The organism is Mangrovimonas sp. ST2L15 (assembly GCF_001280515.1).
GTDB classification, from domain to species: Bacteria; Bacteroidota; Bacteroidia; order Flavobacteriales; family Flavobacteriaceae; genus Mangrovimonas; species Mangrovimonas futianensis.
Window position 1 is genome coordinate 1,019,822 of the sequence record NZ_LBIQ01000030.1, and the last position, 12,259, is coordinate 1,032,080.

Annotated in this window: 10 protein-coding genes; all 10 read left to right on the forward strand. The window is 36.7% G+C overall.

Translation table 11 applies throughout. From position 1 onward, the window contains the following. Positions 1 to 172 precede the first annotated feature (172 nt). The 10 genes from msrB to ZA07_RS08400 all read left to right on the forward strand — a co-directional run bounded on the left by msrB (position 173) and on the right by ZA07_RS08400 (position 12,218). Positions 173 to 634: a peptide-methionine (R)-S-oxide reductase MsrB gene (gene msrB / locus ZA07_RS08355; protein WP_053971245.1), complete on the forward strand. Its 462-nt coding sequence runs from the start codon at positions 173 to 175 to the stop codon at positions 632 to 634. Next, entirely contained in the window at positions 627 to 1,163 is a 537-nt protein-coding gene (msrA, locus tag ZA07_RS08360) for a peptide-methionine (S)-S-oxide reductase MsrA (RefSeq protein WP_053971246.1), read from the forward strand. Before msrB ends, msrA begins: the two co-directional genes overlap by 8 nt. Positions 1,164 to 1,169: 6 nt before the next feature. Continuing rightward, a complete protein-coding gene (locus ZA07_RS08365) occupies positions 1,170 to 2,723 on the forward strand; it encodes a YdiU family protein (protein WP_053971247.1) in 1,554 nt (517 codons plus the stop codon). A gap of 26 nt (positions 2,724 to 2,749) precedes the next feature. Beyond that, a complete protein-coding gene (locus ZA07_RS08370) occupies positions 2,750 to 6,457 on the forward strand; it encodes a metallophosphoesterase (protein ID WP_369793502.1) in 3,708 nt (1,235 codons plus the stop codon). 38 nt (positions 6,458 to 6,495) lie between these two features. Further along, positions 6,496 to 7,362 (forward strand): acyl-CoA thioesterase II, encoded by an 867-nt coding sequence (locus ZA07_RS08375; RefSeq protein WP_053971249.1) that lies wholly within the window; start codon positions 6,496 to 6,498, stop codon positions 7,360 to 7,362. Beyond that, positions 7,362 to 8,573, forward strand: a complete 1,212-nt coding sequence (locus ZA07_RS08380; protein ID WP_053971250.1) for an NAD(P)/FAD-dependent oxidoreductase — start codon at positions 7,362 to 7,364, stop codon at positions 8,571 to 8,573. Before ZA07_RS08375 ends, ZA07_RS08380 begins: the two co-directional genes overlap by 1 nt. Further along, positions 8,570 to 9,103: a DUF1697 domain-containing protein gene (locus tag ZA07_RS08385; protein ID WP_053971251.1), complete on the forward strand. Its 534-nt coding sequence runs from the start codon at positions 8,570 to 8,572 to the stop codon at positions 9,101 to 9,103. Before ZA07_RS08380 ends, ZA07_RS08385 begins: the two co-directional genes overlap by 4 nt. Positions 9,104 to 9,109: 6 nt before the next feature. Further along, positions 9,110 to 10,195, forward strand: coding sequence for a diphosphomevalonate/mevalonate 3,5-bisphosphate decarboxylase family protein (locus ZA07_RS08390; RefSeq protein WP_053971252.1), 1,086 nt, complete (start codon positions 9,110 to 9,112; stop codon positions 10,193 to 10,195). A 35-nt stretch (positions 10,196 to 10,230) separates the two neighbouring features. After that, entirely contained in the window at positions 10,231 to 11,160 is a 930-nt protein-coding gene (locus ZA07_RS08395; RefSeq protein WP_053971253.1) for a mevalonate kinase, read from the forward strand. Positions 11,161 to 11,306: 146 nt separating this feature from the next. Then, the gene (locus tag ZA07_RS08400; protein ID WP_053971254.1) at positions 11,307 to 12,218 is read left to right on the forward strand and encodes a geranylgeranylglycerol-phosphate geranylgeranyltransferase; all 912 of its coding nucleotides are present in this window, start codon (positions 11,307 to 11,309) and stop codon (positions 12,216 to 12,218) included. Positions 12,219 to 12,259 lie beyond the last annotated feature (41 nt).

Genomic DNA, 12,259 nt, shown 5'->3' on the forward strand with positions numbered 1-12,259 from the left:
TAACTTATTTTAAAATAAAGTGGGATAAAGAAAAAAACTTGATATCATACTTGTTTCAATATTAAAACAAATAGCGGAAAAATCTTGTTAAACCTTTTATAAAACTGTTTTTCACTGACTTCCTTTTTGCTAACTTATCCTCTCATGTTGAAATATTAAAGCGAGAAATACCATGTTACTTTGGAAACATATCATAGATTTTGCAGTTAATGGCAATCCCAATCCTGAACGAAGAGTTGAGAAATCAGATGAAGACTGGAAAGAAATTTTAACCCCAGACCAATTTAGAATAACAAGAAAAAAAGGAACCGAAATGGCTGGCACTGGAGCATTTTGTTCTAGTCATAAACCAGGAAAATATCATTGTGTTTGTTGTAATCAACCCCTTTTTGATTCCACTATAAAGTTTGAATCTGGAACGGGATGGCCCAGTTTTACGCAACCTGTTAAAGAAAACGCCGTGAAATATGAAAAGGATGTGACTATGGGAATGGTGCGGGTGGAAATTCTTTGCAATGTTTGTGATGCCCACTTGGGGCATGTGTTTCCTGATGGTCCTGAACCCAGTGGGTTAAGGTATTGTGTCAATTCTGCTTCTTTGGTTTTGGAAAGTGAATCTGTAGCCAATGAATAATCAAATGGAAACGATTGTTATAGGAGGAGGATGCTTTTGGTGTACTGAGGCAGTTTTCCAAGAGGTTTTGGGAGTCGAAAAAGTAACTTCAGGGTATTCTGGAGGTACGGTTCCTGGAAAACCTACTTATCGTGAGATTTGTTCTGGTCTTACAGGTCATGCAGAGGTAGTGCAGGTTGAATTTGATTCAAAGATTATTTCGTTAGCCGACATCTTGATCATATTTATGACTACCCATGACCCAACGACCTTGAATCGTCAAGGGGCTGATGTGGGAACCCAATATAGGTCTGTAATTTTTTATAAAGATAAAGCGCAAAAGGATGTGGCGGAGAAGGTGGTTTTAGAAGTTCAAAAATATTACGATGCCCCTATAGTAACAGAAATAAGTCCTTTGGTGAATTTTTTTGAAGCTGAAGAAGAGCATCAAAATTATTATAAATTGCATCCTTCTCAAGGATATTGCACCTATGTCATTTCTCCCAAACTTTCTAAGCTGAGAGAATGGTATGCTAATAAACTGAAATAGAGACCATTGATTATAGATAACACATTTAGTAAAGAACTACTTGCAGATCCGATTCTTGAAAACTACAGGAGACAAGTTTTGGGTACGGCATTTTCCTATGTAGAGCCAGTAAAACCATCCCATCCACAATTGGTTCATGTCTCTTCAGAAATGATTGAGAACATTGGGTTGTCAAATGAAGAGGTCAAGAACAAAGAATTTTTGGATTGGGTTTCTGGAAATGATATTTACCCAAATACGAAGCCTTATGCCATGAACTATGGTGGGCACCAATTTGGGAATTGGGCCGGACAGTTGGGAGATGGAAGGGCTATTAACCTTTTTGAAGCTTATCATAAAAACAAGCGTTGGATGCTCCAATTAAAAGGTGCTGGTCCTACCCCATATTCTCGACAAGGAGATGGATTGGCTGTGCTCAGGTCTTCCATACGTGAATATTTGTGCAGTGAAGCCATGTATCATTTGGGAGTGCCAACCACCCGTGCACTTTCTTTAGTGTTAACTGGAGACCAAGTTAAGAGAGATATGATGTATGATGGACACGCGGCATATGAGCCAGGAGCAATCGTTTGTAGAGTGGCCCCAACTTTCATTCGTTTTGGTAATTTTGAAATTTTTGCAGCAAGACAGGATGTGAAAAATTTAAAGGCTCTAGCTGATTATACAATCAAGTATTTTTATCCTGAATTGGGTACACCTTCTAAAGCAGTCTATCTTAATTTTTTTAAGGAAGTAACAAATCGAACTTTGGAAATGATCATTCATTGGCAACGAGTTGGGTTTGTTCACGGTGTGATGAATACTGATAATATGTCCATACTAGGGTTGACCATAGATTATGGGCCTTACGGTTGGTTAGAAGGCTTTGATTTTGGTTGGACGCCAAACACTACCGATGCAGAACATAAAAGATACCGATATGGGAATCAACCTAATGTAGGATTATGGAATTTATTGCAATTGGCTAATGCATTGTATCCGCTTATAGAAGATTCCAAAGCTTTAGAGGACATCTTGAACGGTTATAGGGATACGTATGAAAAGAAATTTTTAGAAATGATGAGTTCTAAAATTGGCATTTCAGAAAGCTTGCCAACCGATAAATTGCTTATACAGACTTTGGAGGATAATCTAATGTTGACCGAAACAGATATGACAATTTTCTTTCGTAACTTGAGTCAATTTCAAAAGAACCATCCGGAAGATGGCTGGGCAATCATTAAAGAAGCATTTTATGAAGATGTGAATAATGAAGAAACTATTAAGAAATGGAATCATTGGTTTCATGATTACGCCACTCGCCTTCAAAAGGAATCCAAATCAGATTCAGATAGAGCAAAACAAATGAATCAAATCAACCCAAAATATGTCTTGAGAAACTACATGGCACAATTGGCAATTGATGATGCCGAAACTGGCAATTATAGTTTATTAGAAGAGCTTTTCAATTTATTGAAACAACCCTATGAAGAACAGCCTGAGAAGGAAAAATGGTTTGCTAAGAGACCTGATTGGGCACGTCATAAAATTGGGTGTTCCATGTTGTCCTGCAGCTCTTAAGATTGTTTATTAAAAACCTAAACCGCTTGAAAAGAAGATACTATAGAATTTTCGTTTTATTCTTTACCGTTTTAATGACATCTTGTGGAACCTATGGGCCACAGTATAAAGATGAAGACGATAAAACCAACACATTTCCTACTAAAGGAGTTGATAAAACCTTTTACTTAATTGGTGATGCAGGAAAGTCTCCGGAAAATGGAATGTCCCTGGGGCTTACCGCGTTGAATGACTACTTAAAGGGAAAGAAAACGAAAGGGGATTTCACCATTTTTCTGGGAGATAATATTTATCCTTCTGGTCTACACTCAGAAAATCATAAAGACCGCAAAGAGGATGAAAACAACTTAAATGCTCAATTTAGAGCCGTAGAAGGCTTTGAAGGCGATGTGTATTTTATACCGGGAAATCACGAATGGTATGCCGATGGTGTAAAGGGTGTGAAAGAACAGGAAAAATTTGTAGAAGCAGCCTTAGGTAAAAATACGTTTAAGCCGGAAAATGGTTGTCCTATAGAAACAATTGAAGTCAATGATAAAATTGAATTGATTATCATTGATACTCAATGGTACTTGGAAGATTGGAATAAGCACCCAACAATTAATGATGAATGTGAAATAAAGACACGTGAGCGATTCCTGATGGAATTAGAAGGGGAGTTGAAAAAAAATCAAGAGAAGACCATTGTTCTTGCGATGCACCACCCTATGTTTACCAATGGTGTTCATGGAGGATATTACTCTTGGAAAAGGCATATTTTTCCAACTGAGAAAAACATTCCGCTACCTATATTAAGTTCGCTGGCAGCTCAAATAAGGGTTCAAGGGGGGATTTCAATTCAAGATAGATACAATGAGCGTTATAACAGTTTGATGCAAAGATTGGAAGTTGTGTCGATGGATTATGGAAAAGTGATTTTTGTGTCAGGTCATGAGCATAATCTTCAATACATCGAGAAGGATGGTGTAAAGCAAATTGTTTCGGGTTCGGGAGCTAAGGAATCTGGAGCAGTGTTGGCAGACAGTGGTGTTTTTGCTACAGGACATCAAGGCTTTGTGGAATTAACTATTTTTAAAGATGGTAGTAGTTGGGTTAAGTATTTTAGTGCGGAAAATGGTCAAAGCCAATTATTGTTTCAGAAAGAGGTGTTTCCTTCCAAACCAAACTATGATGTTTCAGATTTGCCAGATTCATTTCCCAATGAAGTGGAAGTATCAATTTATACGGAGGAAGAAACAGATAAATCACAATTTTTTAAATCATTTTGGGGCGATCATTATCGCGATGTTTATAGTACTAAAATCAATGCCAAAGTTGCTACCTTGGATACGCTAAAAGGTGGACTAGAAATTGTAAGGCCAGGAGGAGGGCATCAAACAAGGTCTTTAAGACTTAAAGATAAAAGCGGTAGGGAATACAACATGAGAGCGCTCAGGAAAAGTGCAACTCAATTGCTGCAATCAACTGTTTTTAAGGATGCCTATGTTAAGGATCAGTTTGAAAAAACCGTGGTAGAGGACCTCATTTTAGATTATTATACGGCAGCTCACCCGTATGCTTTTGCAGTCGTTCCCGATTTGTCTTCAGCCATTGATGTATACCATACAAACCCTGAGATTTATTACATTCCGAAGCATAAATACTTAAAGGATTTCAATAAAGATTATGGGAATGAACTTTACATGATTGTGGAGCGACCAGAAGAAAATTATACCAATGAAAGGACTTTTGGTTATGCGGATGATTTGGAAAGCACCCATGATATTATTGAAAAAATAAGAGAGGATGAAAAGTATAAGATAGATCAAGAAGCCTATGTTCGGGCTCGTTTATTCGATATGTTGATAGGTGATTGGGACAGGCATCAGGATCAATGGCGTTGGGCGCAGTTTGACCAAGAAAATGGGGATAAAATTTATAAGCCTATTCCAAGAGATAGGGATCAGGTATTTTCAAATTTTGACGGCGCTTTTTTAGATGTTCTTAAGTTTATTTCAGAAGCCTCAAAGCAGTTGCAGGTGTATGATGCCGAACTCAAGGATTTAAGATGGATGAACAAGGACGGTATTTTATTAGATCGGGTATTATCCCAACAAGCTGATCGAGACATGTGGCACGAACAAGCCAAATACATTCAAGGTCATATCACGAGTGATGTTATAGAAAAGGCTTTTTCTAGAATACCGGAGGAAGTGCGGGACACCACCATATTGGAAATAAAGAAAAATTTTGAAAGTAGATTATCTATACTTGACAATATTGCTGATAGATACTACAACATCTTGACAGAATTGGTGGTTTTAACGGGTACTGATAAAGATGATTACATTGAAATAATTAGGGAGGCTGATAACAAAACCAGAGTTAAGATATCAAGGATAAAGGATGGTGAAAAAGCAGATGTTCTTGTAGATCGAGTATTAGATAAAGAACAAACCAAGGAAATTTGGGTTTATGCTTTGGATGATAAAGATGTTATCGAGGTAAGTGGGGATGCTAAAGGTTTGATATATACCCGAGTCATTGGCGGTCAAAATAATGATACTTACATTATTAAACGTGGTAAAAAAGTAAGGGTATATGATTATTGGAGTAAAAAGAATACCATTCAAGAAAAGAAAGGCGGTTCTGTAAAATTTACAGATATCTACAATCTGAATTTATTTGATTATAAAAAAACCATAGTTAAACAAAATTTATTCACACCAATGGTTGCCTTTAATCCCGATGATGGATTGCTGCTAGGAGCATCCTTTCAAAGAACAATTAAAGGGTTTCAAGCCAATCCATTCTCTCAACAACATCGGTTTACAGCAGGTTATTATTTTGCTACTAGTGGATTTAAGGCTACATATGATGGGGAGTTTGCCAATGCTATTAGGGATTGGAATTTATTGGTAAGTGGACTTTTGACTACAGAAAACTATAGTGATAATTTCTTTGGATTTGGTAATGAGACCAGGAATTATGATGATGAGTTGGGACTTAATTACAATCGGGTAAGAACAGGAATTTATCGCCTTAAGGCTGGTTTGGTGAAGCGTGGAAACTTTGGTAGTGATTATGGGTTTAATGTTATGGCTGAAGGAATAGAAATAGAACCATCAAGCGATCGGTTTGTTGAAGATTATCAGCCTAATTTAGATTCTGATTTCTTTGATAGACGTTTTTTTGGAACCCTAGAAGCTACTTACCGCTATGAAAGCTACGATAAGAAAGTGGTTCCAACCAGAGGTATGGATTTTCTTTTTAACGTGGGAATCAAAGGTGAATTTGAAGATTTGGATACCAATTATGGCTTTGTCAACACCCATTTAGGGTTCTATAATGCCTTATCAAGTAATAGGAAATTGGTGTTAAAAACCAAGGTAGCCTCCCAATTAAGAATAGGTGACGACTTTTTATTTTATCAAGCAGCTCAAATAGGAGATCAAAATGGCTTGAGAGGATATAGAACCGAGCGGTTTACGGGTAGAAATTCCCTAGTGGGAAGTACCGATCTACGTTATGGGTTCAATACGTTTAAAACCAGTTTTATTCCATTGCAGATAGGCGTATTTGGAGGTTTTGATGTGGGTCGTGTTTGGGTGCAAGATGACCAATCAGATAAATGGCACAATGACTATGGTGGTGGATTTTGGATCGCCACTGCAGAAAGTTTAGCTGGAACGGTAAACCTATTTAAAAGTTCAGAAGGTTGGAGATTTACTTTTGGTTTCGGCTTTGATTTTTAATTTTGGGATTGTTTTAATGTTCATCTTAAAAGTAAAACATGAATACTGTTGATAATTTAATTGATTTATTGTCCCTAGAAGAAACTTCTAAAAATGTGTTTCAGGGGGTTAGTAAAACAGTAGGTAGTCCCAATGTATTTGGCGGTCAAGTTCTGGCACAAGCCTTGAACGCTGCTGCTAGAACTATTAATAATGGGAGAGTGCTTCATTCTATGCACGCCTATTTTTTAGAGGCAGGTCATTTAGAAGTTCCTATAAATTATAATGTGGCAGACGTAAGAGATGGCGGGAGTTTTTCGGTGAGAAGAGTGACAGCCGAACAGGAAGGTAGAACCATTTTTATTCTGTCATCGTCATTTCATAAAAGGGAAGAAGGTCATGAGCACCAAATCGAAATGCCCCCAAATATTAGGAAACCAGAAGAACTATTGAGTTGGACTGAAATGCTGGAGCAGTTTGGAGATGCCATACCGTCTAGAACTAAGACCTTCTTGGAAATAGATAGACCCATAGAATTTAAGCCAGTAGAGGTAGTGAATCCATTCAATAAAGAAGATTTACCGCCAAAAACCAATGTGTGGTTCAAAATTAAAGGAGACATTAAACCTATGAATTTGGCTGTTAAGCAACAAATCCTTACTTATATTTCTGATTATAACATATTGGCAGCCGCCATGAATAGACACGCTAGTAAGGCTCATTGGGGAAATACCCAAACTGCAAGCTTGGATCACTCGATGTGGTATTTTAGGGATTTTGATTTTGATGACTGGATGTTGTATGCCATAGAATCGCCTAATACTTCAAATGCCAGAGGATTTGCCAAAGGAAATATTTTTACTAGAGAGGGAAAACTAGTTGCTTCGGTAGCTCAAGAAGGTCTCATGCGACCTATTAAAAAGTAATGAAGTATTTTGATGTCATTGTAGTTGGAGGCGGTGCGGCAGGTTTTTTTGCTGCTATTAATTTAGCGGAGTTGAATCCTAAACTTTCCGTAGCCATTTTAGAAAAAAATAAAGAAGGCCTTCAAAAGGTTAAAATTTCTGGAGGGGGACGATGCAACGTCACCCATGCTGAATTTATCCCTTCAGAGTTGGTGACGCATTATCCAAGAGGGGAGAAGGAATTATTAGGGCCGTTTCATAGTTTTATGACCGGAGATACGATTGAATGGTTTGAAAAAAGAGGTGTAACCCTTAAAATTGAAGAGGATGGCCGAATGTTTCCAGAATCCGATTCTTCCCAAACCATTATCGATTGTTTTCTTTCGCAGTCCAAAAAAATGGGTGTCGAAATTTTTTACAAGCAATCATTAGTGAAGGTTGAAAAGGAACAGGACCTTTTTACACTTGCCACCCAAGATTCCCATTTTACTTGTGAAAAACTTCTAGTTGCTACGGGGAGTAGTGTTAAAACCTGGAAGTTACTTGAAACATTGGGGCATACAATCATCCCTCCTGTTCCATCTCTTTTTACCTTTAATATCAAAGATGCTCGCATCAATTCCATTCCTGGGGTTGTGGCTAATAACGTTGAGGTACACATTTTGGATTCCAACTTGTTTTCAGAGGGGCCCTTATTGGTTACCCATTGGGGTTTGAGTGCTCCTGCAGTTCTTAAGCTTTCTGCCTTTGGAGCTTTGGAATTGGCTAATAGAGATTACAAATTTAAAATTGAAATCAACTTTATAAGGCAGTCTTTGGAAGAAACAATTGATCATTTAAAGGAATTTAAGTTACAATTAGCTAAAAAATTAGTCCATAAACAATCCTTATTTGATTTACCCAAAAGACTGTGGAAGCAATTGGTATTAGCAGCAGGAATAAATGAGGATGAAAAGTGGGCAGATCTTACCAAAGTTCAAATGGAGAACTTGAGTGAGCAATTAACGCGAGCTCAATTTCAGGTTGATGGCAAAAGCACATTTAAGGAAGAGTTTGTGACTGCGGGAGGGGTAGATTTAAAAGAAATCAATTTTAAAACTTTTGAAAGTAAGATTGTAAAGAATCTCTATCTGGCCGGTGAAGTAATTAATGTGGATGCTATTACAGGAGGGTTTAATTTTCAGAATGCTTGGACAGGAGGTTTTCTGGCAGCTAAAGCCATGTCACAATGAAACAGTATATTGTCTTACTTCGCGGAATTAATGTGGGCGGACAAAAGAAAGTCCCTATGGCCGATTTGCGTCAAATACTTGCCGAAGCTAAGTTTGAAGAGGTTCGCACTTACATCCAAAGTGGGAATGTGATATTGAAAACCAATTTAAACGATTCAAAAAGCGTATCGGCTAAAGTCGCTCACGTCATAAAAAACCATTTCGGATTTGAGGTTGAGGTTCTGAGTAAAACTAGAGAAGAGTTGGAGGAAATTTTTAATAATTGTCCGTTTCCTCAAGAACAAAAGGAAAAGAGTTACTTCATGATGTTGTTTGCAGAAGCCAATAAAGAATTAGTGCTCGAAGTTTCAAAGATTTCATTTCCAAACGAAGCATTTATTATAAAATCAGAATGCATTTACATGTATTCGGGAATTGGTTACGGGAAATCCAAGCTGAACAACAATTTCTTTGAGCGAAAATTGAAGATATCTGCTACTGCTAGAAACTACAATACCATGCAAAAGTTGTTATCTTTGTCAGCAGATTAAAAGAACATGACCGAACAAGAATTCATTCCAGCTTCTTATTTCAAAACAATAGAAAAGGGAGTTGTAACTTGGGAATCGCCCAGTAATATTGCCTTAGTGAAATATTGGGGTAAAAAGCCCAATCAGATTCCTGAAAACCCTTCCATAAGCTTTACACTGAATCATTGTAAAACAATCACCGAATTGACTTATGAGAAAAAGAATAGTGATGGAAGTTTTTCATTTGAGGTTTTATTGGATGGTGTTCAAAAGGATAGTTTCAAGCCGAAAATTGAAGTGTTTTTTGATAGGGTAGAATCATATTTGCCTTTTTTGAAAGATTACCATTTTCAAATCGAAACTAAAAACACCTTTCCTCATAGTTCGGGAATAGCTTCCTCGGCATCTGGAATGAGTGCTTTGGCCTTGTGTTTAATGAGCTTAGAAAAACAACTTCTAGGGGATGCTATCGATGATGCGTATTTTAATGAAAAAGCCTCGTTTTTAGCAAGACTGGGTTCGGGGTCAGCTTGCAGAAGTATTGAAGGTGATTTAGTGGTTTGGGGTGAAACGCCATCAATCGAGGGGAGTTCTGATTTATTTGGAATGAGATACCCTTATGAAGTGCATGCCGTTTTCAAAGAATATCAAGATACTATTTTGTTGATAGATAAAGGGGAAAAGCAGGTAAGTAGTACAGTAGGTCACAATTTAATGCATGGACACCCATATGCTTTAAATAGATTCTCTCAAGCCCATGACCATATGAAATCTTTAAAAACGATTTTGAAGGCTGGAGATTTAGATGGTTTTATTTCACTGGTAGAAAGTGAAGCCTTGACCCTGCATGCGATGATGATGACCAGTATGCCTTATTTTATATTGATGAAACCAAAAACCTTAGAGGTTATCAATAAGATTTGGGAGTTCAGAAAAAATACCGGATTGCCTATCAGTTTTACATTGGACGCTGGTGCTAATGTGCATGTATTATATCCTAAAAGTGAGTCAGTTGAAATTTTAAAATTTATTGAAAACGAGTTAGTTGCATATTGTCAAAACGAACAATATATTTGCGACCAAATAGGATTTGGTGCAAACCAAATTAAATAATTATACGTATCTTTATCTAGTAACGCGCTTTTTACATGAAAGGACCTTTATTTTACTCTAAAATACTACTCTTTGGTGAATATGGAATTATTAAAGATTCCAAAGGGTTATCTATCCCCTACAATTTTTATAACGGGGCGTTAAAAGTGACACAAACTCCTTCAGAAGAATCGGTAAAATCCAATCAAAGTTTAAAACGTTTTGCTGATTATTTGCAGAATGTCAATCCAGAATTGGTGACTTTTGATATTGAAGCTTTAAAAAGAGATGTGGAAGCGGGAATGTATTTTGATTCTTCCATCCCACAAGGTTATGGAGTAGGAAGTAGTGGTGCACTTGTAGCTGCTATTTATGACCAATATGCCAAGGATAAAATCACCGTATTGGAAAATTTAACCAGAGATAAATTATTACGATTAAAGACCATTTTTTCTGAAATGGAATCTTTTTTCCACGGAAAATCTTCTGGATTAGATCCGTTAAATAGTTATTTAAGTATTCCAATTTTAATCAATTCAAAAGATAATATTGAAGCTACAGGTATTCCTAGCCAAAAAGCAGATGGTAAAGGAGCTGTGTTCTTAATTGATAGTGGTGTTGTTGGAGAAACAGCCCCAATGGTAGGCATTTTTATGGAAAACATGAAGCAGGAAGGTTTTCGCAAAATGTTAAAAGACCAGTTTATCAAGCATACAGATGCTTGTGTAGAAGATTTTTTGAATGGAGATGTCAAGTCGCTTTTTAAGAATACCAAGCAACTATCTAAAGTCGTTTTAAGTCATTTTAAACCAATGATTCCAAAGCAATTTCATGATCTGTGGAAGAAAGGATTGGAAACAAACGACTATTATTTGAAACTCTGTGGTTCTGGTGGTGGAGGCTATATTTTGGGATTTGCCGAGGATTTTGAAAAAGCTAAATTAGCTTTAAAAGATTATAGATTGGAAGTCGTTTACAACTTTTAATACTCAGTCACTTTATGGACACATTCATTCATAAATTTTCAATCGGGTTATTCATTTGGCAGGCACTGTTGTTTTTGTTTCTAGCCTTGATGGTTTTTTTATGTTTTAAATTATTTAAACGGATACTCAAAAAAGCATAAGCAATTATGCTTTCTCGCCGACAAAAACATATACTTCTTAAGTTTTTCAGTATGTTCTCCGTAATCAGGGGGTATAATATATTGGCCATTGTTGTGGCTCAATATTTAGCTTCCGTATATATTATGGCGCATGACAAACCATTGAAAGATGTGGTGTTTGATTGGAATTTATTGATGTTGGTCCTCGCTTCAGCATCAGCCATTGCGGGTGGTTATATAATTAATAATTTTTATGACTCTGAAAAAGATCTAATTAATCGACCTCAAAAATCCATGTTGGATCGCCTGGTAAGCCAGAATACCAAATTGTCATTCTATTTTGTGCTTAATTTTTTGACGGTTATTTTAGCGAGTGCCGTATCCTTTAGAGCGGTGGTCTTTTTTTCGGCTTATATTTTTGGAATCTGGTTTTATTCCCATAAGCTTAAAAAAATCCCTTTTGTAGGGAATCTGGTTTCTGCAACCTTGACAATCACCCCATTTTTTGTCGTATTTATTTACTACAAGAATTTTGAACACGTCATTTTTGTCCATGCTATGTTTCTGTTTTTGGTGATTTCCATGAGGGAATTAGTCAAGGATTTGGAAAACCTTAAAGGTGATATAGCCCAAAACTATCGAACCATTCCTGTAGTGTTTGGAGAAAAAACGTCCAAAATTATGCTGGCTATATTGGCAGCCTTAACGTTGATTCCCGCCATGTTGTTGATTTTTAAATATCATGTAGGACGAATGAACTATTATTTTTACTTAAGTATTTTACTTTTGGTAATCTTTCAATTATTGGTTTGGATGTCAAAACGTAAGCTGCATTATTTGGTACTTCATAATATCTTGAAATTTATTATTCTGGCGGGAGTTGCTAGTATTCCTTTGATAGATGTGTCTATCTTGTTAAATAAAATCCCAAGCATTTGATTAAGCGGGTAATTATCCTATATCTTTGCATAAAATTTTAA

Bases quoted from the DNA above. Each gene is read 5' to 3' on its own strand.
- ZA07_RS08390 (WP_053971252.1), top strand. From the start codon at position 9,110: ATGACCGAACAAGAATTCATTCCAGCTTCTTATTTCAAAACAATAGAA.
- msrA (WP_053971246.1), top strand. From the start codon at position 627: ATGAATAATCAAATGGAAACGATTGTTATAGGAGGAGGATGCTTTTGG.
- ZA07_RS08385 (WP_053971251.1), top strand. From the start codon at position 8,570: ATGAAACAGTATATTGTCTTACTTCGCGGAATTAATGTGGGCGGACAA.
- ZA07_RS08380 (WP_053971250.1), top strand. From the start codon at position 7,362: ATGAAGTATTTTGATGTCATTGTAGTTGGAGGCGGTGCGGCAGGTTTT.
- ZA07_RS08395 (WP_053971253.1), top strand. From the start codon at position 10,231: ATGAAAGGACCTTTATTTTACTCTAAAATACTACTCTTTGGTGAATAT.
- ZA07_RS08400 (WP_053971254.1), top strand. From the start codon at position 11,307: ATGCTTTCTCGCCGACAAAAACATATACTTCTTAAGTTTTTCAGTATG.
- msrB (WP_053971245.1), top strand. From the start codon at position 173: ATGTTACTTTGGAAACATATCATAGATTTTGCAGTTAATGGCAATCCC.
- ZA07_RS08375 (WP_053971249.1), top strand. From the start codon at position 6,496: ATGAATACTGTTGATAATTTAATTGATTTATTGTCCCTAGAAGAAACT.